Here is a 21,849-nt window from a genome sequence, read left to right as displayed (position 1 = left end):
CGGTCAGGCCTCCGTTCCGGTGCTCTCAGCCGGAGCGGCGGCGGGAGCGTCGGCCTTGGGGGCCTCGGCAGCCGGAGCCTGCTGCGGCTTACGACCGCGCCCGCCACGCTCGCCACCACGGCCACCACGGGCCGGGCGGTCAGCGCCACCACGGGCCGGGCGGTTGCCCGCGCGGGCGGCGGCGTTCTCGGCGCGGACCTCGGCGATGTTCTTGACGTCGCCCTTGTAGATCCAGACCTTCACGCCGATGCGGCCGAAGGTCGTCTTGGCCTCGAAGAAGCCGTAGTCCACGTTCGCGCGGAGCGTGTGCAGGGGCACACGGCCCTCGCGGTAGAACTCCGAGCGGGACATCTCGGCGCCACCGAGGCGGCCACCGCACTGGATCTTGATGCCCTTGGCGCCGGCCTTCATCGTGCCCTGCATGCTCTTACGCATGGCGCGACGGAAGGAGACGCGGGAGGAGAGCTGCTCGGCGACGGCCTGAGCAACCAGCTGAGCGTCCGTCTCGGGGCTCTTGACCTCGAGGATGTTCAGCTGGACCTGCTTGCCCGTGAGCTTCTCGAGGTCACCGCGGATGCGGTCGGCCTCGGCGCCGCGGCGGCCGATGACGATGCCCGGACGAGCGGTGTGGATGTCCACACGCACGCGGTCACGGGTGCGCTCGATCTCGACCTTGGAGATGCCGGCGCGCTCCATGCCGGACGTCATCATCCGACGGATGGCGACGTCTTCCTTGACGTAGTCCTTGTACAGCTTGTCGGCGTACCAACGCGACTTGAAGTCGGTCGTGACACCGAGCCGGAACCCGTGCGGGTTTACCTTCTGGCCCATTACCGGGTTCCTTCCTTGCTGCTGACGACCACGGTGATGTGGCTGGTCCGCTTGCGGATCCGGTAGGCACGGCCCTGGGCACGCGGACGGAACCGCTTCAGGGTCGGGCCCTCGTCGACGTAGGCCTCGGAGACGAAGAGGCTGTCGACATCGGTGTGGTCGTAGTTGTGCGCGGCGTTGGCGATGGCGCTGTCAAGCACCTTGCCGACCGGCTGACTCGCGGCCTGCGGGGCGAAACGCAGGACCGCCTGAGCCTCCGTGGCGTTCAGGCCACGGATGAGGTCCACCACTCGGCGGGCCTTCATGGGCGTGACGCGGATGTACCGCGCCTGGGCCCTGGCTTCCATGGTTGTCCTTCCAGTGTCTGTCATGGTCATTCCACCCCGCGTTTAGCGGCGCTTCGACTTCCGGTCGTCCTTGACGTGACCCCGGAAGGTGCGCGTCGGCGAGAACTCGCCGAGCTTGTGGCCGACCATCGACTCGGTGACGAACACCGGAATGTGGGTCTTGCCGTTGTGCACCGCGAGCGTGTGGCCGAGCATGGCCGGCACGATCATCGAGCGACGGGACCAGGTCTTGATGACGTTCTTGGTGCCGGCTTCGTTCTGGGCGTCCACCTTCTTGATCAGGTGGTCGTCGACGAAGGGCCCCTTCTTCAAGCTACGAGGCATCTCAACCCGTCCTTAGCGCTTCTTGTTCGTCTTGCGGCGGCGGACGATGTACTTGTTCGACGCCTTCTTGGGCGAACGAGTACGGCCTTCCTTCTTGCCCCAGGGGGACACCGGGTGGCGACCACCCGAGGTACGGCCTTCGCCACCACCGTGCGGGTGGTCCACCGGGTTCATGACCACACCACGCACGGTCGGGCGAACGCCCAGCCAGCGCTTACGGCCCGCCTTACCCCAGTTGATGTTGCTCTGCTCGGCGTTGCCCACCTCGCCGACCGTGGCGCGGCAGCGCTGGTCGACCAGGCGGATCTCACCGGACGGCATGCGCAGGTGGGCCATGGAGCCCTCCTTCGCGAGCAGCTGCACCGAGGCGCCGGCGGAGCGGGCGAACTTCGCGCCGCCGCCCGGACGCAGCTCGATGGCGTGCAGCGTGGTACCGACCGGGATGTTGCGCAGGGCAAGGTTGTTGCCCGGCTTGATGTCGGCCCCGGGACCGTTCTCGACGCGGTCGCCCTGGCTCAGGCCACGCGGCGCGAGGATGTAGCGCTTCTCGCCGTCCGCGTAGTGCAGGAGCGCGATGCGCGCGGTGCGGTTGGGGTCGTACTCGATGTGCGCGACCTTCGCCGGCACGCCGTCCTTGTCGTGACGACGGAAGTCGATCACGCGGTAGGCGCGCTTGTGGCCACCGCCCTGGTGGCGGACGGTCACACGACCGGAGTTGTTACGGCCACCCTTGCTGTGCAGGGGGCGGACCAACGACTTCTCCGGCGTGGACCGCGTGACCTCGACGAAGTCGGCGACGCTGGAGCCACGACGGCCCGGCGTAGTCGGCTTGTACTTGCGGATTCCCATTTCTCAGTCCTCGTCCGATATCGGACGATCCGACCCGCTTACGCGGTCGGACCGCCGAAGATGTCGATACGGTCGCCCTCAGCGAGGGTCACGATCGCGCGCTTGGTGGACGCGCGCTGGCCGAAGCCGGTGCGGGTCCGCTTGCGCTTGCCCTGGCGGTTGATCGTGTTGACCCCGGTGACCGTGACCGAGAAGACCGCCTGGACGGCCTGCTTGATCTGGGTCTTGTTGGCGCTCGGGTCCACGATGAACGTGTACTTGCCCTCGTCGAGAAGCGCGTAGCTCTTCTCGGAGACGACCGGCTTGAGCAGCACGTCACGGTGGTCCGTGAAGGACTTGCTCAGCGGGGTCTCGACGGTGTTCTTGCCCTCGGTGGCGTGGCGGCGCGCCTTGGCGACGCGCGCGGCCTTGGCCTTCTTCGCCGCCTTGGAGGCGATAGCGGGGTGACGGATAGCCATCAGACCTCGCTCCCTTCGGTGTCATTGGCCTGCGGGCCGGACACGAAGGACTCGAAGGCGGCCTGGGTGAAGACCACGTCGTCCGAGACGAGAACGTCGTACGTGTTCAGCTGGCCCGGCTCCAGGATGTGGATCTGGGGCAGGTTGCGGGCGGACAGCCACGCGGCCTCGTCGGCGCGGTCGACGACCAGGAGCAGGTTCTTGCGCTCCGAGATCTTGCCGAACAGCGACTTGGCGGCCTTCGTGGACGGCGTCTCGCCCTCGATCACGCCGGAGACGACGTGGATGCGGTTGTGGCGGGCCCGGTCGGTGAGGGCGTGGCGCAGGGCCGCGGCCTTCATCTTCTTCGGGGTCCGCTGCGAGTAGTCACGCGGCTGCGGGCCGTGGACGACGCCACCGCCGGCGAACTGCGGCGCACGGGTCGAACCCTGGCGGGCGCGGCCGGTGCCCTTCTGGCGGTACGGCTTCCTGCCGCCACCGCGAACCTCGCCGCGGGTCTTGGTCTTGTGCGTGCCCTGACGGGCAGCGGCCAGCTGTGCGACGACGACCTGGTGGATCAGCGGAATGCTGACCTTCTCAACGTCGAAGATCTCCGCGGGGAGCTCGACGGAACCGGCCTTGTCGCCCGCCGGCGAAAGGATGTCAACAGTGCTCATTACCTCAGGCCCCCTTGGCCGCGGTGCGGACCAGGACGAGGCCGCCGTTCGGACCGGGAACCGCGCCCTTGATGAGCAGCAGACCCTTCTCCGCGTCAACGGCGTGGACGGTCAGGTTCTGGGTGGTGACCCGCTCGTTGCCCATACGACCCGCCATGCGGAGGCCCTTGAACACACGGCCCGGGGTGGCACAGCCACCGATGGAACCGGGGGAGCGGTGCTTGCGCTGGGTGCCGTGTCCGGCGCCGAGGCCCTTGAAGTTGTGACGCTTCATGACACCGGCGAAGCCCTTGCCCTTGCTCTTGCCGGTCACGTCGACCTTGATGCCGGCCTCGAACACCTCAGCGGTGATCTCCTGGCCGAGGGTGTACTCGCTGGCGTCAGCGGTACGGATCTCGACGAGGTGGCGGCGGGGAGTGACGTCGGCCTTGGCGAAGTGGCCCTTGAGGGGCTTGTTCACCTTGCGCGGGTCGATCTCGCCGAACGCGATCTGGACGGACTCGTAGCCGTCGGTGTCGTTCGTGCGGACCTGGGTGACGACGTTGGGGCCGGCCTTGACGACGGTGACCGGAACAACACGGTTGTTCGCGTCCCACACCTGCGTCATGCCGAGCTTCTCGCCCAGGATGCCCTTGATCTGCTTAGCCATCGTTCAGATCACCGGCCTCAGAGCTTGATCTCGATGTCGACACCGGCCGGGAGGTCGAGTCGCATCAGAGAGTCAACGGTCTTGGGGGTCGGGTCGAGGATGTCGATCAGGCGCTTGTGCGTGCGCATCTCGAAGTGCTCGCGCGAGTCCTTGTACTTGTGCGGCGACTTGATGACGCAGTACACGTTCTTCTCAGTGGGCAGCGGCACCGGGCCCGCGACCGACGCACCAGTGCGAGTCACCGTCTCGACGATCTTCTTCGCCGAAGAGTCGATGACCTCGTGGTCGTAGGCCTTGAGCCGGATGCGGATCTTCTGTCCCGCCATGGCTACTCAGTAGTCCTGTCTCTCTAACGCTCTGGAACCCGGTGGATCCCTGTTGCTGCCTTCGCTCCTCCGACCCACGCGGTCGGGCGTGTCGCAGTCTCGCTGACACAGATGCCCCTTGTTCGAACATCCCTGCGGGATCGCGCACGGCCCTACCGGAACCGCGAGCCGGGGGCGAAAGGCCCACCGGGTGCCTGGTCGGCGCTGCACTGACACTTCCCGAAAGATTCCCGTACGTCCGCCCCAGCGCTGCCGTGATGGCAGTTAGGGCGACGAGTACTGTGGGACTCGCTTCCGGTCCTCCCGGCGGGAGGCGCGCAGCATCAACACTCGACCGAGCAACTCGGACAGTCTGCCATACGGGGCATGGCGGACGCCAATCGAGCTGAGGAGAATACCCCGGGGGTGACGTGGGTCAAACACACGGCCGGACGGGCCGAGGCCTCTTCCTCTGAAGAACCCGCTCCAGCTCTGCGTCGTAGGCCCGATAGCCGGTCTTCCCCCACTCGGGTGCGTCGGACGCCGGGCGGAGGATGGCGGGGAGGTGGGCGACGCGCCACATACGGTGGACTTCGGCGGGGATGATCAGAGCGCGGCCCGGTTCGACGAGGCCGCATGCGACACGGAGGATCTCCGCGATCCCGGCGGCTCCCTCCCCCGGCTCGGTGCCTGCGGCGAGGGCGGCGGTGACGAGGGCCTGAAGCAGCCGGGTCAGCTGAAGATCGGCGCCGATACGGCACATGCGCCGCACCAGCGCGGGCTCCTCCAGCCGCTCCACGGGGCCGGGGAGGCCGGCGATCCCTTCGGACCACAGCAGCAGGGAGGCTGCGTGCACCTCGTGGTCCTGGAAGTAGCCGAGCGCGTCGGCGATGGCCATGACCTCGCCGGAGAACCGCCCGACCACGCGCACCCCCTCCATGAGGCGGCCCAGATCCTCCTGCCGGGGTCCGAGGAACGCCCCGACCGAGACGTCGGGGAGCAGCCAGGTTCCGTTGGAGCGGACAGCGCCGATCTCCACGATGCCGCCGAGGGCGGCGAAGACCCCACGCGCCATGCGCTCGGCTCGGGCCGAGGGGAGCGGGCCGTCGCCGCACGCCAGGCTGCGCGTCAGAGCCACTCCCCCGCGTCGTCCTGTTCACCCGTGCCGTACTCCCGCATCACCACCACCAGCTGAACAGGTGCGTCGGTGTCGTCATGCTTGACGCCGGCCAGGAGGACCTTGTCCGCGATCCGCCACGCCGTGTGGTCGATGTAGTCCGCCCCGTCCGTCAGGTCCTCGTCCACGGTCTCGAGTCGCGCCCCCAGGGCTCCCGATTCCAGTTGGGCGACCACGCGGGGGAGCTCGGCGGACGCGGCGTCGTACAGGTCGTCGATGTAGGTGTCAGGGTCCGGCCGCTCGTCCTCGACCTCCCAGTGCCAGAGCGTGAACTCCACCTCCACCGGGCCGTCGCCCTGGATCCAGGCGTGCGCGTCATCGCGGCGCCACGTCGTCGCCCACTGCTTCGCCGGATTCCTGCGTTCGCCTTCCCAGCCCGATGCGTCGAGAACGGCGGCCACCGCCGGGCCGGTGAGCATGCTGAGGCCGGAAAGGCGACTCAGTTCTCCACTTACGGCCATCATTTGCGGAACTCGTCACCCACCACTCGGACGCCCCTCGCGACCACCCTGAAACGCTTTCTTGAGAAACTTCGCAACTACCGGGGCCACCAGTGGCCGCCCATAGAACTACCGGTACCAGTCCTCGCCGTCGCTCTCGAGCGCGCTGCGCACGTAGCTCTCGAGAGTCGGGGCCACGAGAATTCTGCTGTCCGTCTCGTGGTCCCAGACAAACACCTCATTACGTTCAGGCAGCCGCACGAAAGCGAACTGATCACCACCGCCGTTGTCGCCGAAGAAGATCAGAGAGTCGAAAGACATGTACAGCGAGCGGTACTGTTCATCGCCGCGAAACGAGAGATTGTCACCTAGAATCCGCTCTGCGGACCACACGACGTCGGTGCCGTACTCGTCGGAAAGTCCGTCACTCTCGAGCAAAAACGCTCGGAGGTCAGCGGGAAGCGGCTGACCGAGGGCCCCCTCGATCCGGTCGAGAGCGCTGGAATCAACAGGGCCACGAAGTTCCGCCGACGGGAACGCTTCAAGGATCTCACGCCACATATTTTCGGACCAATCTTTCCGTGCACGACTAGCGGATGCGCGGGCTGAACCAGTTGCCGAGCATATCATCGACTCGCGTCACTTGATCCAGCACTTCCTGTCGAGTCGGGTTAGGGTTCGCCTCGTAAAACCTGTTCCACTCGACACGGATCTGACTCAGGTGAACCCTGCTGTTAATGTCACCCTTCGGTATTCCTCGCAGGTTTTCCAAGGAATGCATTTCGTCCGCCGAAAACAGACCCGGATATCGCTTCAGTACCTGTTGCTCGATTGCGTGATGGACGACAACCTTCCCCTTGAGCCCGGGATGCGCCTCGAAGAATGTCTTCTTGTAATTGTGACTTGCGGCGCTGCCGACAGACGCTTCGGTTCGCGCGGGCACGTTCGGACCCAGCACTGTCTCGTTCCGGGCTGCGGCCTGCCTGGCAGCGTCTTCGCAAGGAGTGAGCCCCAACGGGTCCGACCACGTCAACGCATTGTGGACATAGGTGGCGGGGTTTGGGCTCGCAGCCAGACCCAGAGGATCACTACTGAGATATCGAGCGGTTTCGGGGTCGTAGTAGCGGAAGACGTTGTAGTGGAGACCGGTTTCCAGGTCGAAGTACTGACCGGGGAAACGCAGTGGGGTGTAAGCGCGCGCGGTGCGGCTCCAGGTGGTGGCGCCCCAGAGAGTCGCCCGCGCGAGCCAAGCTATCTCTCCTTCCTCATCGACGAGTTCGGTGGGGGTGCCGATGAGGTCGGTCACGATGCCGAAGAATCGCCGATCGATTTCTTGTTGACCGGCATCCGCATCCAGTATGCGTTCGGTCTGGGCTATGGGGTGTTGCCCTTGGTGGTCCCACGTCAAGACGACTGCCTGCGGCTGGTCGACGGACCAAGTCCTCTGCTCGCACAGCGTGGTGCCGTCCCACGCGAAGTCAGTGCGCTCCGCGATGCCGACACCGTCCGCGGTGTGCCGTTGTTTGGCGATACGACGCCCGAGCGGATCGTAGAGATACGTCCAGCGGGTGCCATCGGGGGTTGTGACTGCCGTCAGACGGTCTTCGGCATCCCACTCGTAACGCCAGGTGTCCGGCCTGCGCGACAGCCGTGTCTTCTGCCGGAGCGTGATGCGTCCCTGTGCGTCGTACTCGTACCGCACGCCGCCGGCCCTTTCCAGACGCAACCCCCGGTACCTGCGGTCGCCCACTGCTTCCTGGCCGGGGAACACGGCCGGCCAAGACGCATGCGTCTGGTTCCCCTGTGCGTCGTAGCCATAGCGTTCCGTGCCCTGCGGACCATGCACCGCGGTCACGCGTCCCGTCAGGTCCGTCTCGTAGCCACTGCGGGCCCCGGCCGAGTCCTCGATGTCTCGGAGGTATCCGTCGGACCGGTAGCTGTAGCGACGCCACCCTCGCGTGTGGCCGTCGTGAACCAGATTTTGGGTGAGCCTACGTCCGCGCGGGTCGTACGTGTTGGCCAATACAGTGCGGTCGCCGAACCGGCGTGCCAGTTCCTGTCCCAGACCGTCTCGGTCGAAGCTTATGGTGTTTCCCGAGGTGACGAACTCGACGGCGCTGCCCGCCGAGTCATAGCTCCAGTTGCTGACGGCACCGCTGGGGGTAATGCGGCTTCGCCGACGCCCCGTCAGGTCGTAGGTGTGAGTCAGATGACGGCCGTTGGTCGTTTCGGTGAGGATCCGCCCCGTCTCGTCGTGGGTCACGGTGACCGTTGCTTCCGGACTCATCGCCTCAGTAAGGCGGCCGCCCAGGTCGTATCGGAAGTTTGTGGTCTTTCCATCCAGGCGCTTTCGGAGCATGCGACCCAGAATGTCGTGTTCCATGTGAATGGCTTGGCCCATGGAATTTGTTCGCGCGGTGAGCTGCCCAGCAAGGTCATAGGCGTATCGGGTGGTCGCACCGTCGAAGTCCGTCTCCGACACCATTCGACCGGCGGCGTCATAGATGTACCGCCACGTATCGCCTGTGGGCGCGGTCACCTGGCTGAGGCGCAGATCCGTATCATATGAGTAGGTGAACCGCGTCCCTGCAGAATCCGTTCTGGCCGACAGTAGGTCGAAGTGTGTGTATTCGTAGGTGGTCACATGGCCGGCGGTGTCCTCGTGGCGGAGGCAATTTCCCTCACCGTCGTACTCCCATGCCTCCGTGCCATCGGCGTCCGTCTGCCGAGTCAGCCATCCTTCAACGGACCATTCGAGACTGGTGACGTGACCCATCTGGTCCGTCAACCGGACAGTGCGTCCGAACGCGTCGCGTTCGTGGCGGATCACACCCCCGAGCGGATCGGTTATTTCGACGGGTAGCCCCGCCTTATCGGTGCGGATCGTCGTCGTATGCCCAAGGGCGTCCGTTATTCCACGCAGGTGCCCAGCCGCCGAATACGCGTACTTGCTCGTGGCACCGTCGGGGTCTGTGACCGCTGTGCGGTTCCCCTTCTCGTCGTAGGAACTCCGGACAGACGTGCGGTCGGGTAGAGCGACCATCACGGCCAGGCCGAGTGCGTTGTACGTGTACTCGCTGCGAGCGCCGTCAGGACGCACGACCGCCGCGCAACGGCCCTCACCGTCGTACTCGACCCGCGTGGTCCTGCCCAACGGATCGGTGTGCGACAAGAGGTGGTGGTTGCTGTCGTACGTCCTTGTCCGCCGGCCGCCGAGGGGGTCTACGTCGGCCACCACCTGCGAGTCGGCGTTGATGACGTAGCGGCTCGAGGCGCCGGAAGCGCTGGTCACCGTCGTGACCCTATGACCTGGTCGGTCGCCATCGATGCCGTCGTAGGCGAAGGTGAAGGAGACATGGCCCGCCTCACCGCCCTGCGCGGTGCAACGGCCTCGTTCGTCGTAGGTGTAGCGGTACGAACTGCCGTTGGTGTCGGTCCACGCCGTGATTCGGTGCTGATCGTCATAGGTGAGCCTCAGCGGGGCCCCGGCGGATCCGACGATTCCAGTGAGCCGACCGTCCGTGTAGAGGAAGCGCTTGACGGTGACGTCGACTCCGTCCTCGCCGGCCCCACGCAGATGCAGCGCACGAACCCTGTCGTCGGCCACGGTGAACGTCAGGTGGTAGCCACCGGAGTGCCGCATGGCGAGCGGTGTGCCGTCCGGCTCGTAGTCGAACGTGATGGAGGTGCCGTTCCGGTCGGATATCTCGTCCAGCAGTGCCAGACCTCGTATCGCAGGCGCAAAGGTCCGTGTGTGTCCGGTGTCGTGGTCTTGGATCTCGAAGCCGCCGCCGTCGAGGAGGGTGAGCGGCCAGCGAGGTCCCTGATCCGGATAGGAACAAGCGCCGGTGGTGGAGGGGGTCTCATAGGTGAGCAACATGCCGTCCTCGGTGACGAAGACGGCGCTGCCGTCGGACACCTCCAGCCGCTGGTCCAGCGTGGAGGCCCAGGTCGGACCGAACCACCATCCGCAGCGGTAGTTCGAGGAGGCACGACGTGTGAACACGAGAGGCAACAGGCCGGGTAGCTCAACATCCGTCTGCTGCAGATACATCGCGCCCGTTGCTATGTCGACGGGGTCACCGCATCCGAAAATCTTGGTCTTCAGACGGTTGTAGGCCCCCTTGGCGCCGTCCCCGACCAGGCCCTTGGCACTCCTCCCGAGTCCTTTGACACCCAGGGCCATGCCCTTGAGGCCGCCTCTGCCGAGAACTTTCAGGCCCTTGGCCAGCCCCCCGAGCGTGGTCAGCCCCTTCATGCCCGGTATGCAGTCCAGCGCGGCCAGCCCCACGTCCCACAGGGACGCCTGACCCTTGCTGTATTTGTAGAGCGTGTCGGCGAGCACGACCGCGGCGGCGATCAGCACGATCGCACCGAGGATCGGCCCTCCGATGATCATCGCAACGATGCCGACCACCGCCACGACGACCTTGCAGACCGCGACGATGGTGTCCCAGTTATCGACGAACCAGTCGCCGACCTCCTCCCACCACGACCGGTTCTGAATACCGGCGTCCGAGGCCTCGTCGATCTTCGACTTCGCCTCGCGGGCCGCCTCGTCACGCATCTTGCGCGCGTCCGCGGCCATCTTCTTCGCCGCGGCCAGCGCGTCCTGCGCGTCGGAGACGTCCGACTGAGCCTTGGACTGGGCCGACTCGGCGTGCTGGACATCCCGCGTCGCGGCCCGCACCTTGGCCTCATCAGGCTTCTCGGCGCCTTTGCTGCCGGTCGGGTCGTCCTTGTACTTGTCCGCCTCCTTGCCCGCCCGCGTCACCCACGAGTCGGCCGAGGTGAGACGGGACTGGGCCGAGGAGAGGCTGTCGCGGGCCTCACGGCCCTTGCGCAGGGCCTTGTCCGCCAGCGACTGCGCACGCTCCAGCTTCGGCCAGAAGTCCGCCAGCGCGTCCCCGCACATCTCATAGGACTTCTTCAGCTTCTTGAGGTTCTTCGGCACATCCGCGAAGTCCTCCTTGAAGACATCCGCCGACTTGCCCGCCCACTCCAGGAGCGTGCCCTCCCCCGCCATGCCCTTGACCAGACGCAGCGCATCGGACACGTCGTCGGCGAAGTCGTGCAGGTGCTTCGCGAGTGTGCGTACCCGCTGCGGATCACCAGGCGTCGGATCCTTGTCCAAATCAAGGACATGCCAGTCCGCAGGCCTGTGCCCCGCCATACCGCAACCCCCGTCACGCGCACATCAACGTCAACAACCGTATGCACACGTGAACTTACAAGGCACAGCCGTTCGACGGAAAGGTGGGGCTTGTGCTGCGAGCTGCGCAGGCCGGCGTCAGGAGCACAGGGGTGCTCGGCGGCCCCGTCAGGGCCCTTGGCACGCGGCGCCTCGTGCGGCGCCGGTGATCAGGGGTGCAACAGACCTCATCGGTCTCCCAGTCATACGCCCTCTCCGTGGCTGCTCTCCGCGACTCAGTGCCATTGCTCCCAGGAGAGTTCGGCAGCGACGAACGTTTCTCCGGTCACGACGGTCAGGTCAGGCTGTTCGATCCTCGCGGCCACTGCCTCGCGATCGAAGCTCAGGAACTCGAATACGAAGTGTTGGGCGGTCGCGGGCCGTTCCAGGGGGAAACCATCGAGATCCACCGCAGAGTTCGCACGGTCCGCGCCCTGGCAAAGAACGGACACGAAGAGCGGGAAGTGTGGCGCTTGCAGCAGGCGATCCGCGTCATGAATCACCCCCGCGATCCCGACTCCGCCTGTCACCGCGCCGCACAGGTCGTCCAGGCAGTCCACCAACGCGTCCCAGTTCCCGCCGAAGTAGCCGGAGAATTGCAGGGCTTCCGCGAACGAGCGGCAGGCACCCTGCTCGGTCAGCAGGTCGCGGGAGTCGAAGCGGTGGACACGCCCTCCCTTCGCCTCCAGTCTCGACAGCTGCCGCTTGATCCTGCTCTCTCCTTGCGAAACGAAGATGACCCAGGGCTTTGATGTCCCCGTGGTGTCAAAGCTGGTCATTGCTGATTCAGTGCTTGCAGCAACAGGATCATCCCGTGAACCGGAACGTCGACGTGATCGCGTCGAAGATGTCGAAGAAGGAGTCCGCGAGGTCGAGGACCTGGCTGCTGCCGGCGACCAGAGCGACCTTGCCCTCCTGGCCCGGCACGGGGATGTACGTCTGCATCAGCACTGCGCGGATGGTGCGGTTGAGCGCGTCGCCCGGCACGGCGATGTCCTCGATGCCGTACGTGCGCGCGGCCGGGCCGACGCCCGGGATCTCGACGGTCGTGACCTTCCGCCACGAGTCGCCCTCCCGCTTCGCCTCCTTGACCGCGAGCTGACTCGCGATGACGGCCGGGTCGTTCGACAGCGGCTCACCCCGCTCGTTTCGGCCGCCGACGAGAGAGACGGTCACTGAACCCGTGATCGGCGTGTCCCCGCCGAAGCTCTCCGCCATGCAGCCGCAGTACATCGCGCCCGACTTCCAGGCATCCGCGGCGGCCTTCTGGAGGAAGTCGACGTACGCGTCCCGGTACTGCTCCAGTTCCGGGCGCTGCCGTACGCGCTCGCTCACCATCCGCCGGATCGAGTCGTCCCGCGACTCCGGCCGTACGTCGAACTCCCACCAGGACTCCGGCACCTTGATCCGGAAACCGCCCCGCTCGACGGTCAGTGTCTCCATGTAGCGGGCCATGACGCCGGTCTCCCCGTTCGCTCGATCACGTGTGCGCACATCGTGCCACTACTCCTCCAGCGTCCAGAACGGTGAGTCCTTCGGAGGTGCCGGGCGTACGGGATGGGTGCCGAAGTCGATGTCCGCGTCCACCTGCGGATCTCCAACCGGGAGGCGTTTCCGGTGATCGGGGCTGTAGTACGTCCCGTACGCCCAGTACTCCGGCAGTTCGTGGCCCATCAGCTCCACGCCCCACGCGGCCGACTCCCGCGTTCCGTACATCGCGTTGATCCTGGCAACCGCCTCCGCGCGGGAGATACCGATCCGCTCCACCAGTACGTCCGTCATCTCGCGGAAGCAGGCAAGCATCTCGTCGTCGAGCGGAAGCACGAACTCCGTGCCCGTGGTGCCGGCCGTGGGACATGCCCCGTACTCGACGAGCCACCGCAGGCGCCTGACCTCCGCCACGAGACGCGGCACCGCCTCTCTCGCCATGGCGACGAAGGCGGGGCCCGGCGCCGCGCACGCCTCCTCGATGGCATCCAAGTCGAGGCCTTCGCAAACGGGTTCGGAAGTCATGCCCCAGTGTTACAACCCCGTCGGCCTAACCGTTTCCGGGGGCTGCCCCCACCCCGGCCCACCAGCCCACCGGATGGTCCGCTCCCCACTCCCCCAGGCACCGTAGGGCACACGACCGGCACACGACCGAACCACATGACCGGGGGATTCATCATGCGCGCCGCCACCGCCACCGTCCTCACCCTGGCCCTCGCCGCAACCGCCGCAGTGCCCGCCACAGCCGCCGCCACCTCCGGCAAGCCGAGCACCGACGGCCTGTGGCGCATGGACGGCTACGGCACCGTCCTCTCCCTCGACGGCGACACCCTCCAGGAGTTCCAGAGGACGTCCGTCAGCTGCCTCAAGGGCGACACGGCCCGCCGGACCGCCCCCGGCACCTACGCGACCCCCGACGGCACCACACTGACCGTCCGCCCCGGCCCGAGCCGGGACCGCGCCACCCTCGGCGCCGACACCTCGGTCGGACACCGCACGCTGCAGCGGATCCACGAACTGCCGGCCGACTGCACTCGGCCCGTCCCGAAGGACCCCCGCGCCGCCTTCGACGTCTTCTGGCACTCCTTCGCCGAGAACTACCCCTTCTTCGCCGCGAAGGGCGTCGACTGGCAGGACGTGAGGGACCGGTACCGGCCCAAGGTGCACCAGGACACCACCCGCGAGGAACTCTTCGGCATCTTCAGCGACATGGTGCGGCCGCTCCACGACGCCCATGTCGCCGTCCAGGACGGGGAGCGGGTCTTCGCCCAGGTGCGGCCCGGCACCGAGCCGCCCTCACCCGAACTCGACTCCAAGGTCAAGAAGTTCATCACGGAACGCGACCTCAAGCACGCCCCGTACCGCCAGGACTTCGCCAACGGCCGGATCACCTACGCCGATCTGCCCGGCCGCGCCTCCGGCCAGGGCTACCTCCGCATCTCCGGCTTCGGCGGATACGCCCCTGACGGCTCCCCCTACCCCGCCCACCTCGCCGAGCTGGACAGGGCCCTGGACACGATCCTCACCAGCGACCGCGCCCGGCGGCTCAACGGCCTGATCATCGACCTGCGCATCAACGGTGGCGGCTCCGACGCCCTCGGCATCCACATCGCCGAGCGCCTCACGGACACGCCCTACGTCGCCTACACCAAGCGCGCCCGCAACCACCCCACCGACCCGGACCGGCACACCCGCCCCGAGCCCATCAGGGTCGTACCGGCCGACGGGCCCCGCTACACCGGCCCGATCGCCGTACTGACCGGAGGCTCCACCGTCAGCGCGGGCGAGACCTTCACCCAGGCCCTCATCGACCGCCCGGGCGGCACCATCCGCGTCGGCCGGCCCACCCAGGGCGTGTTCTCGGACGTCATGGCACGCAACCTGCCGGGCGGCATGACGGCCTGGCTTCCGAACGAGGAGTTCCTGAACCGCTCGGGCCGCACCTACGACGGCTCCGGCATCCCGCCCCACATCACCGAGCCGGTGTTCACCAAGGAGGAGTTCGCCAAGAACCGGGACTCGGCGTTCGACCGCGCGGTGAGCGTCCTTCGGAACGACGGCTAGAAGGAGGCCAGGAACTCCGACCAGGCCTCCGGCGCAAGCGCGAGCCGGGGGCCTTCGGTGTGCTTGGAGTCTCGGACGTGGATGGTGTGGGGGGCTATGGCGATCTCGACGCAGGAGTTGCCGTCCGTGCCACTGCTGTAGCTGCTCTTGAACCAGGCCAGTTCGGAGGTATCCCCGGCAGAAGCGTTGCGGATCAGGTTTCTCACAGCACTTGCTCGATGAAGGCCTGCGACTCCCGAGGGGAGAGAGCCTGCGCACGGATGGTGCCATACCGCAGCTCAAGGATGCGGAGCTGCTTCGGATCACTGGTCGGCCGTCCGCTGAACGCTCCGTCGGAGCGACCCACCGCCGTACCGTCCGGGAACTTCAGCAGCTCGATCTTGCCGTCCACCCCGGGGTGAGCATCCGTGTCGGTCGGCATGTTCTGAAAGGTGACGTTGCGCAAGCGGCCCACCTCCAACAGCCGTTCGAGCTGCTGTCGCCACACCATTGTGCCCCCCGACCCGTCGACGCAGCACCGCCTCCTCCAGGACGTAGTGCACCGACGGGGCAGGGTCACGTGCGAAGACCGACTGCCGGGCCATGCGGGCAGCAACCATCCGTTCCACGTCGTCCGGTGAGTACGGCGGCTGCGCTGCCTCGAACAAGGCACGCGCGCGCTCCGGGATCTGCAACAAGCCATGGACGCTGTTGCACTCATACACCCCGATCTTCACCGCCTGCCCCTCCAACTTGGCAAGCTCCCGCACCCTCTTGGGGTACCGAACCCTCTTCACGTCCTCCCAGGCCGCCGCAATCAGCCCACCCGCCCCCAGCAACCTCATCAGCCCTGACCAGACAGTCCTGCCGAGGGATCCGCTTCCCGCCCTCGGTCGGGTAGCCGGGGCCCATTGCTGGGACCCCGGCCCCCTCAGAACCGGGCATGCGGTTTTCACCGCACCACGGCTCAAGCAGGTCACATGGGCCTGCCCGCATCTGCGCCTTCGAGCGCGTGATGCTGCTGGTGGCATTGCGAGTGCAGGAGTTCGAGGTTTTTCAGGTCGTTCCCGCCGCCGTGCTTACGGTGCACGATGTGGTGCACGTTCAGCGTCCGGCGGACAGCGTCGAACCAGGACACCCAGTCGTGAACGTTGTCCGGTTCGAACTCAGCTCCTTCGACGAGATCGAGGCCGCACCGTGCGCATCGGCCCTTCTGGCGGACGGCCAGGGTCTGGACGAACTTGTTCTCCAGCCTCAGCTTTGTCCGCTTGGCCGCGCGCTCGGCCCAGTAGCCGGCCAGCGCCGGATCGTCCTTGGAATGGGTTCCAAGGACTGGCACGTGCCGGACGATACTGGTCATCGCGGCGGGCTTGATGTGCACCGAACCTTCTCCGAAGATCCAGCGATTCTCACTCCCGGGAATCCGCTTGTCCCAGTACCGGGCCGCGATCCACTGCTTTCCCTTCCGCCGATGCTGCCTGCTCGCCCAGTTCCACAACTGTCCGAACATGATCCGATCGAGGTCGCTGAAAGCTCTCTTGGAGCTCCAGGGGCGGTAGTACATGGTCCATCCCCGGACGAACGAGTTCATCGCGCGAATCAGCCGATCCGCTGGACTGCCCCGATGCGTCCGGGCAATGTCCCGGATACGTTCCCTGGCCTTCATTACCGCGTTCTTGCTCGGTGTCACAAGTGTGTAGCCGTTGGCGTAGGTCCGGATGGTGCACCCGAGGAAGTCAAAGCCATCCGTGAGGTGTCGGACTTTCGTCTTCTCCTCGTTGAAGGCCAGCCCTCTGGGCGTGAACCATCCCTTCAGCCGTTGGTACGCCTCGTGCGCGGCCTGCTCCGTGTGACAGATGACCACGAAGTCGTCCGCATACCGAACAAGTGCCGGGGAGTCCTCCTTGAGAACGCGGGAGCCCCGCTGCTTCTTCCAGGAGACCCCGGCTGCCTCCTCCATTCCGTGCAGAGCAATGTTGAGAAGGAGCGGACTGATGACTCCTCCTTGCGGGGTGCCTTCCACCGTGGGCGCGAAGACTCCCCTGTCCATCACTCCGGCCTTCAGCCATCCCTCGATCGCATCCCTGGCGGGGAAGCGGCCGATGGCTTGCATCAGGTGCGCATGGTCGATCCGGTCGAACGCCGCCGACAGGTCGGCGTCCAGCACCCATCTCCGGTTGCTGGCAGGCTTGCCCACCTGGAAGATGGCCGCCAGGGCGTCATGACATCCCCGGCCGGGGCGGAAGCCGTAGCTTCGCGCCTCGAAACGCGCTTCCCACTCCGGTTCCAGGGCGTTCTTCACCCTGGCCTGGTGGACCCGGTCCCGGATAACCGGGATACCGAGTGGGCGCATTTTCCCATTCGCCTTTGGAATCTGTACTCGCTTGACCGGGCGGGGCCGGGTGGCCCCGTCCCGCAGGAGATGACGGGCGAGCCGACCCCGTTGCTTCGGGTTCAGCGCCGTTTCCCCGTCCACCCCAGAGGTTTTCCGCCCCCGGCTCACCTGGGTGACCCGCCGCACGCTCAGCAGCGTGTTCGCGGCCGACCGCATCATGAGCTTCTGGAGGTTTCGAACCTTCTTCATGTCACCAGCCTGGGCGGCCTTGAAGATCCTCTGTCGCAATCTCGTTACTTCACGGTCGACCCGGCCCCAGTCGATCTGATGCCAGGCGTCCGCGTCGCCGACAGCTCCGTTCCAGAAGGGCACCTGCCCGTTGTTCTGGTCCACGCACCCTCCCTGTCCAACTTGCACTGTCGTGAACTCGATTCGTCATCGGTACTTCAAAGACCCACCCGGTCCGCTTGGGCGTCCTTTCGGACCCGGGCATCAGCCCGGTATCCGCCGAGTTATAGCCGGAGGGTGGAGCCCCTGTATCCGACCTTTCCCCTTGCCTTTCGGCGTGACGGCATTCGCTTCTCGGACCATCCTTTTCCCGCAGAGGAGTTCAGCCTTCGTTGCCTCCGGCCTACCCAGAGGGACCTCTACGGGGTTTCCCTGTTCCACACACACGAGATACGTCCGGGGTGGATGCCCTCTCTGACCCGAGAGCCGCGGTGACCTACTCCGGAAACTCCAGATGACGTCCGAAGTCGCGCAGGGGTTCTCACCCGATAGCTCCTGTACCGCCTCGACAACTCCCACTGAGACGGGTGGTCTTTACGAGTCCTCATCAAGGGTTCACTTGTGTTCATCCGTCCGGACTTTCCCCGACCCGTACCGATCCAGTGGTCGTCTCGGCCTTCGGTCTGCTGGCCAGGCTTCGCACCGAGGAATTACTTCCTCCGCACGCTGGCTGGGGAATCGACCAGTTGGTCACAGGTCGAAAGCGTCGATATCTCCGTCCCAACGCTTGCTCGGTTGTGCGGCTTTCAGGTCGCACATCTTGTAGACCATGTCCTCGCCGTACCCCACCGCCGTCCCGAACTCTGCGGCACGCATCCCCACCGCCTCCCGCCGCAGCTTCAGCTGCCGCCCCACCGTGGCGATGACCGCGACGCCCCACTCGTCGTCCGGGTCCACCTCCCAACCCGGCTCGTCCGACTCGCTCTTGAGCCGCCCCGAGTCCGCCTCGACCGTCATCCCGCACCCTTCCGCCGTCGTACCACCGTGCCCAGCGGCCTACCCGCACGCCCAGCCCCGACAGCCCGGACACCACCGGACAAGCTCCGGACGGTCACCGTACGCATCCGCTGAGTCACTGTTCACGGTAAGCGCGGACGGCCACGCTGAGTGACGTGAAGCAGAACTCCCCCGAACTCCGCACCCCCATCCGTAACTTCAGCCTCCAGCTCTCCGCCACCCCACGCGGCGCCCGCCTGGCCCGTCTCCTCACCGCCGAACAACTGCGCTCCTGGGGACTGCCGTTGGACCCGGCAAGGCAGGTCATCGCGGAGCTGTCGACCAACGCGGCGACACACGGCCGAACCCCCGGCCGCGACTTCCGCCTGCTCCTCTACGTCGTCGCCGACACCCTCCGCATCGAGGTGACGGACACCCGCGCGGACCGCTTGCCGACAGCCCCTCCCGGCCTGGGTCTCCTCCTGGTCGACGCACTCGCCGACCGCTGAGGCGTCACCCGGGGCCTGCCGCCCCGCAAGACCGTCTGGGCCGAGATCGACCTCGCACCGCAGCCCGAAAACCCACGCTCCGGCGGCGCAGGCACCCTCCCCCAAGGACCACAAGGGCGAAAGAACCCCACCAAGCCCCACCCCTCCACCCAGCCGCCGGGCTGCCTCACCCTCGCGGGTGAACATCACCAACTCAGCTGGATTCGAGGCCCCTTGTCTGCCCTACGCTCAGCGCAACACGTCACGACACAACCGCAGACATGCGACGGCCCCCGCCGGGACGGCAATCCCAGTGCGAGGGCCTGACCACCGAGGAAGTAGGAGCTTCCCGATGGATACGCAGAACCCTAACGTGCCCACGCACGCCCACACCCGGGTTGCCGGAAAGAAGCACCCGAACCGGCGGCACCCCCACTCAGGCCTGGTGCACGACAACGCCCGCCACACCACCCGCTTCACGGTGATCGGCAACCACCTGGCCCAGCACCCGGAGCTGTCGCTGCTCGCGATCGGACTGTCGGTGCACATCCAGTCGCTCCCGGCGGGCGCCCGCATCGACATCAAGTCCCTGGCCGCCCGCTTCCCGGAGGGCACGACCCGCATCGCCTCGGCCCTGCGCGAGCTGGAGGCGCACGGCTACCTGCGCCGCACCCGTGAGCGCGTCCCGGACGGCCGGATCATCACCCGCACGACCTCCTGCAACCAGCCGGGTCACAGCGGTACGGACACCTCGCGCCCGGCCCCGAGGAAGCGGACGAGGCAACCGGGCGGCAAACCCCTTCCCGCGGTACCGCGCCCGGCCTGCTCCGCCCCCGCCCTTCTCCAACAGGCCACGGACCTCCTCAGCCGGCTCCGCCGAGAAGACCCCCGCCTGCTCCTGTCCGTGTGCGACACGGCCCACCTCGCCCCGGGCGTCGCCGCCTGGCTGGAGCGCGACGTCCCCCTGGCCGCCGTGCGCCACGCTCTGACGACGGACCTCCCACGAGAGCCCCTCCACCGCCCGGCCGCCCTACTGGCCCACCGCCTCACAGCCCAGCTGCCACCCCCACCGCCCTTCGCCCCACCGACGGCCCCACCACCCACCCGGCACCCCCTCCAGACCTGCGACGGCTGCGACCGCGCTTTCCGCGCCCCGAAACCCTGCCACTGCCGCGACTGCCGGTCAGCCGCCGCGCTGTCCGCTCAGAGCCCGAGCCGCACCGGCCTGACCGGAACACCCGAGGTGATCAAGGCCGTCAGCGGAGTCGAGAGGTCACGCGGAGAGAACAGGTCCGGACCGTCGTAACGGGCCACTTCGGACGGGTGCCACCACTCCAGACCGCTGATGTTCTCCGCGGCGAGCTCGACGTCGGACAGCGTCCCGCGCGGATCGAAACCGGCAGTGCGTACGAGGAAGTAGTCGTTGATGACGCCGTCGTAGCCCGCGGCGTGTCCGGGCGCCACGACTTCCTGGTGCCAGACGTGCGGCGGATCGGCGCTGACGGCGAGACCCACCTCTTCCAGCAGTTCCCGGCGCAACGCGGCAAGCGGTGTCTCACCCGGCTCGATCCCGCCACCGGGCGCTGCCCACACCACGGTTTCCGCCGGCTCCGGAATCGCGAACCGGCAGAGGAGGATGCGGTCGTCCTCGTCGAGGATGAGCGCGCGGACTGAATGGCGCAGGTTCACAGACGGCACCCGGACACGCTAACCGCACGGGATACGGGACGGACCGGCACAGCAAAAGGGCCCGCACGACCGAAGTCGTACGGGCCCCTTCGAGCCACTCAGGTCAGTAGACCCTCAAGCCAGTCCGAAGACTCACTTGTTGATCTTGGTGACCTGGCCGGCGCCCACGGTCCGGCCACCCTCACGGATGGCGAACTTGAGGCCCTCCTCCATGGCGACGGGCTGGATGAGCTCCACCTTCATCTCGGTGTTGTCACCCGGCATGACCATCTCGGTGCCCTCGGGGAGGGTCACCACGCCGGTCACGTCCGTCGTACGGAAGTAGAACTGCGGGCGGTAGTTGTTGAAGAACGGCGTGTGGCGGCCACCCTCGTCCTTGGACAGGATGTAGGCCTGCGCCTCGAACTCGGTGTGCGGGGTGACCGAGCCCGGCTTGATGATGACCTGGCCGCGCTCGACGTCCTCGCGCTTGATGCCACGAAGCAGCAGACCGACGTTCTCACCGGCCTGGCCCTCGTCGAGGAGCTTCCGGAACATCTCGATGCCGGTGACCGTGGTGGTGGTCTTCTCCTGCTTGATGCCCACGATGTCAACGGTCTCGTTGACCTTGAGGACACCACGCTCGATACGGCCGGTGACGACCGTACCGCGACCGGTGATCGTGAAGACGTCCTCGATCGGCATGAGGAACGGCTTGTCGACGTCACGCTCGGGCTGCGGGATGTTCTCGTCCACGGCCTTCATGAGCTCGAGGACGGAGTTGCCCCACTCCTTGTCGCCCTCGAGCGCCTTGAGCGCCGAGACCTTGACGACCGGCAGGTCGTCGCCCGGGAACTCGTACTCGGAGAGGAGCTCACGGACCTCGAGCTCGACGAGCTCCAGGATCTCCTCGTCGTCCACCATGTCGGCCTTGTTCAGCGCGACGACGATGTACGGAACGCCGACCTGGCGGGCCAGGAGCACGTGCTCCTTGGTCTGCGGCATCGGGCCGTCGGTGGCGGCGACCACGAGGATGGCGCCGTCCATCTGCGCCGCACCCGTGATCATGTTCTTGATGTAGTCCGCGTGACCGGGGCAGTCGACGTGGGCGTAGTGACGCGTCTCGGTCTGGTACTCGACGTGCGCGATGGAGATGGTGATACCGCGCTGGCGCTCTTCAGGAGCCTTGTCGATCTGGTCGAAGGCCGAGGCCTCGTTCAGGTCCGGGTACGCGTCGTGCAGCACCTTGGTAATGGCGGCCGTGAGGGTCGTCTTACCGTGGTCGATGTGACCGATGGTGCCGATGTTGACGTGCGGCTTAGTCCGCTCGAACTTCGCCTTCGCCACTGGGGTCCTCCTGGGGAGTGGTTCTGGTA

Annotated in this window: 21 protein-coding genes and 3 pseudogenes; 3 read left to right on the top strand and 21 right to left on the bottom strand. The window is 66.7% G+C overall.

Translation table 11 applies throughout. The features are described from left to right. Positions 1-3 precede the first annotated feature (3 nt). The 15 genes from rpsC to ACFY9S_RS09300 all read right to left on the bottom strand — a co-directional run bounded on the left by rpsC (position 4) and on the right by ACFY9S_RS09300 (position 13,240). Positions 4-831 carry a 30S ribosomal protein S3 gene (rpsC, locus tag ACFY9S_RS09370; RefSeq protein WP_030860973.1) on the bottom strand — a complete coding sequence of 276 codons (828 nt, stop codon included), beginning with the start codon at positions 829-831 and terminating at the stop codon, positions 4-6. Next, positions 831-1,178, bottom strand: coding sequence for a 50S ribosomal protein L22 (rplV, locus tag ACFY9S_RS09365; RefSeq protein ID WP_030839668.1), 348 nt, complete (start codon positions 1,176-1,178; stop codon positions 831-833). Before rplV ends, rpsC begins: the two co-directional genes overlap by 1 nt. A gap of 42 nt (positions 1,179-1,220) precedes the next feature. Then, entirely contained in the window at positions 1,221-1,502 is a 282-nt protein-coding gene (gene rpsS, locus ACFY9S_RS09360; protein ID WP_003992359.1) for a 30S ribosomal protein S19, read from the bottom strand. A gap of 12 nt (positions 1,503-1,514) precedes the next feature. Then, entirely contained in the window at positions 1,515-2,351 is an 837-nt protein-coding gene (gene rplB / locus ACFY9S_RS09355; protein ID WP_031141294.1) for a 50S ribosomal protein L2, read from the bottom strand. 38 nt (positions 2,352-2,389) lie between these two features. Next, on the bottom strand, positions 2,390-2,809 hold the full coding sequence (gene rplW / locus ACFY9S_RS09350; protein ID WP_102909542.1) for a 50S ribosomal protein L23: 420 nt from the start codon (positions 2,807-2,809) through the stop codon (positions 2,390-2,392). Continuing rightward, entirely contained in the window at positions 2,809-3,465 is a 657-nt protein-coding gene (gene rplD, locus ACFY9S_RS09345; RefSeq protein ID WP_102909541.1) for a 50S ribosomal protein L4, read from the bottom strand. Before rplD ends, rplW begins: the two co-directional genes overlap by 1 nt. 4 nt (positions 3,466-3,469) lie before the next feature. After that, positions 3,470-4,114 (bottom strand): 50S ribosomal protein L3, encoded by a 645-nt coding sequence (gene rplC / locus ACFY9S_RS09340; protein WP_102909540.1) that lies wholly within the window; start codon positions 4,112-4,114, stop codon positions 3,470-3,472. A 17-nt stretch (positions 4,115-4,131) separates the two neighbouring features. Continuing rightward, a complete protein-coding gene (gene rpsJ, locus ACFY9S_RS09335) occupies positions 4,132-4,440 on the bottom strand; it encodes a 30S ribosomal protein S10 (RefSeq protein WP_003948644.1) in 309 nt (102 codons plus the stop codon). 415 nt (positions 4,441-4,855) lie between these two features. Then, entirely contained in the window at positions 4,856-5,557 is a 702-nt protein-coding gene (locus ACFY9S_RS09330; RefSeq protein WP_391124836.1) for a hypothetical protein, read from the bottom strand. After that, on the bottom strand, positions 5,548-6,015 hold the full coding sequence (locus tag ACFY9S_RS09325) for a hypothetical protein (RefSeq protein WP_391124833.1): 468 nt from the start codon (positions 6,013-6,015) through the stop codon (positions 5,548-5,550). Before ACFY9S_RS09325 ends, ACFY9S_RS09330 begins: the two co-directional genes overlap by 10 nt. Positions 6,016-6,165: 150 nt before the next feature. Beyond that, on the bottom strand, positions 6,166-6,597 hold the full coding sequence (locus ACFY9S_RS09320; protein WP_391124831.1) for an SMI1/KNR4 family protein: 432 nt from the start codon (positions 6,595-6,597) through the stop codon (positions 6,166-6,168). Positions 6,598-6,625: 28 nt separating this feature from the next. Continuing rightward, positions 6,626-11,170: a DUF6531 domain-containing protein gene (locus ACFY9S_RS09315; protein ID WP_391124828.1), complete on the bottom strand. Its 4,545-nt coding sequence runs from the start codon at positions 11,168-11,170 to the stop codon at positions 6,626-6,628. A gap of 293 nt (positions 11,171-11,463) precedes the next feature. Continuing rightward, positions 11,464-12,006 carry a barstar family protein gene (locus tag ACFY9S_RS09310; RefSeq protein ID WP_391124824.1) on the bottom strand — a complete coding sequence of 181 codons (543 nt, stop codon included), beginning with the start codon at positions 12,004-12,006 and terminating at the stop codon, positions 11,464-11,466. Positions 12,007-12,034: 28 nt separating this feature from the next. Continuing rightward, positions 12,035-12,682, bottom strand: a complete 648-nt coding sequence (locus ACFY9S_RS09305; RefSeq protein WP_362050583.1) for a hypothetical protein — start codon at positions 12,680-12,682, stop codon at positions 12,035-12,037. Between the two features lie 48 nt (positions 12,683-12,730). Then, positions 12,731-13,240: a hypothetical protein gene (locus ACFY9S_RS09300; protein ID WP_391124821.1), complete on the bottom strand. Its 510-nt coding sequence runs from the start codon at positions 13,238-13,240 to the stop codon at positions 12,731-12,733. 153 nt (positions 13,241-13,393) lie between these two features. Between ACFY9S_RS09300 and ACFY9S_RS09295 the strand changes: the two genes are divergently transcribed. After that, positions 13,394-14,779 (top strand): S41 family peptidase, encoded by a 1,386-nt coding sequence (locus ACFY9S_RS09295; RefSeq protein WP_391124819.1) that lies wholly within the window; start codon positions 13,394-13,396, stop codon positions 14,777-14,779. On the opposite strand, the gene ACFY9S_RS09290 is transcribed toward ACFY9S_RS09295, so the two are convergent. The 4 genes and pseudogenes from ACFY9S_RS09290 to ACFY9S_RS09275 form a co-directional block, all read right to left on the bottom strand. Further along, the gene (locus tag ACFY9S_RS09290) at positions 14,776-14,976 is read right to left on the bottom strand and encodes a DUF397 domain-containing protein (protein WP_391125500.1); all 201 of its coding nucleotides are present in this window, start codon (positions 14,974-14,976) and stop codon (positions 14,776-14,778) included. The two genes, ACFY9S_RS09295 and ACFY9S_RS09290, sit on opposite strands and share 4 nt — an antisense overlap. Positions 14,977-14,981: 5 nt before the next feature. After that, a pseudogene (locus tag ACFY9S_RS09285) lies at positions 14,982-15,658 on the bottom strand (DUF5753 domain-containing protein); the annotation flags it as partial. Between the two features lie 76 nt (positions 15,659-15,734). After that, entirely contained in the window at positions 15,735-17,486 is a 1,752-nt protein-coding gene (gene ltrA, locus ACFY9S_RS09280) for a group II intron reverse transcriptase/maturase (protein ID WP_391124817.1), read from the bottom strand. Between the two features lie 651 nt (positions 17,487-18,137). Next, a pseudogene (locus ACFY9S_RS09275) lies at positions 18,138-18,338 on the bottom strand (transcriptional regulator); the annotation flags it as partial. Positions 18,339-18,493: 155 nt separating this feature from the next. On the opposite strand from ACFY9S_RS09275, the pseudogene ACFY9S_RS09270 reads away from it, so the two are divergent. Together ACFY9S_RS09270 and ACFY9S_RS09265 are read left to right on the top strand one after the other, a co-directional pair. Beyond that, positions 18,494-18,943, top strand: a pseudogene (locus tag ACFY9S_RS09270) (ATP-binding protein); the annotation flags it as partial. A gap of 214 nt (positions 18,944-19,157) precedes the next feature. Further along, positions 19,158-20,111, top strand: coding sequence for a helix-turn-helix domain-containing protein (locus ACFY9S_RS09265; RefSeq protein WP_391124814.1), 954 nt, complete (start codon positions 19,158-19,160; stop codon positions 20,109-20,111). Here ACFY9S_RS09265 and ACFY9S_RS09260 read toward each other — a convergent pair. Continuing rightward, positions 20,009-20,503, bottom strand: a complete 495-nt coding sequence (locus tag ACFY9S_RS09260) for an NUDIX domain-containing protein (RefSeq protein ID WP_391124811.1) — start codon at positions 20,501-20,503, stop codon at positions 20,009-20,011. The genes ACFY9S_RS09265 and ACFY9S_RS09260 overlap by 103 nt on opposite strands. Positions 20,504-20,626: 123 nt before the next feature. After that, positions 20,627-21,820, bottom strand: a complete 1,194-nt coding sequence (tuf, locus tag ACFY9S_RS09255; protein ID WP_030839706.1) for an elongation factor Tu — start codon at positions 21,818-21,820, stop codon at positions 20,627-20,629. Positions 21,821-21,849 lie beyond the last annotated feature (29 nt).

It is taken from the genome of Streptomyces sp. NPDC012474, from assembly GCF_042955185.1.
GTDB lineage: Bacteria > Actinomycetota > Actinomycetes > Streptomycetales > Streptomycetaceae > Streptomyces > Streptomyces cahuitamycinicus.
Note: the sequence above shows the minus strand (reverse complement) of the source record. Positions and strands in the feature narration are given on the sequence as shown.

Excerpts from the sequence above, each read along its gene's own strand:
- ACFY9S_RS09310 (WP_391124824.1), bottom strand. The coding sequence starts at position 12,006 with ATGACCAGCTTTGACACCACGGGGACATCAAAGCCCTGGGTCATCTTC.
- rplV (WP_030839668.1), bottom strand. The coding sequence starts at position 1,178 with ATGGAAGCCAGGGCCCAGGCGCGGTACATCCGCGTCACGCCCATGAAG.
- ACFY9S_RS09295 (WP_391124819.1), top strand. The coding sequence starts at position 13,394 with ATGCGCGCCGCCACCGCCACCGTCCTCACCCTGGCCCTCGCCGCAACC.
- rplD (WP_102909541.1), bottom strand. The coding sequence starts at position 3,465 with ATGAGCACTGTTGACATCCTTTCGCCGGCGGGCGACAAGGCCGGTTCC.
- rpsJ (WP_003948644.1), bottom strand. The coding sequence starts at position 4,440 with ATGGCGGGACAGAAGATCCGCATCCGGCTCAAGGCCTACGACCACGAG.
- ACFY9S_RS09305 (WP_362050583.1), bottom strand. The coding sequence starts at position 12,682 with ATGGCCCGCTACATGGAGACACTGACCGTCGAGCGGGGCGGTTTCCGG.
- ACFY9S_RS09300 (WP_391124821.1), bottom strand. The coding sequence starts at position 13,240 with ATGACTTCCGAACCCGTTTGCGAAGGCCTCGACTTGGATGCCATCGAG.
- rpsC (WP_030860973.1), bottom strand. The coding sequence starts at position 831 with ATGGGCCAGAAGGTAAACCCGCACGGGTTCCGGCTCGGTGTCACGACC.
- rplC (WP_102909540.1), bottom strand. The coding sequence starts at position 4,114 with ATGGCTAAGCAGATCAAGGGCATCCTGGGCGAGAAGCTCGGCATGACG.
- ACFY9S_RS09325 (WP_391124833.1), bottom strand. The coding sequence starts at position 6,015 with ATGCTCACCGGCCCGGCGGTGGCCGCCGTTCTCGACGCATCGGGCTGG.
- rpsS (WP_003992359.1), bottom strand. The coding sequence starts at position 1,502 with ATGCCTCGTAGCTTGAAGAAGGGGCCCTTCGTCGACGACCACCTGATC.
- ACFY9S_RS09320 (WP_391124831.1), bottom strand. The coding sequence starts at position 6,597 with ATGTGGCGTGAGATCCTTGAAGCGTTCCCGTCGGCGGAACTTCGTGGC.
- rplB (WP_031141294.1), bottom strand. The coding sequence starts at position 2,351 with ATGGGAATCCGCAAGTACAAGCCGACTACGCCGGGCCGTCGTGGCTCC.
- ACFY9S_RS09265 (WP_391124814.1), top strand. The coding sequence starts at position 19,158 with ATGGATACGCAGAACCCTAACGTGCCCACGCACGCCCACACCCGGGTT.
- rplW (WP_102909542.1), bottom strand. The coding sequence starts at position 2,809 with ATGGCTATCCGTCACCCCGCTATCGCCTCCAAGGCGGCGAAGAAGGCC.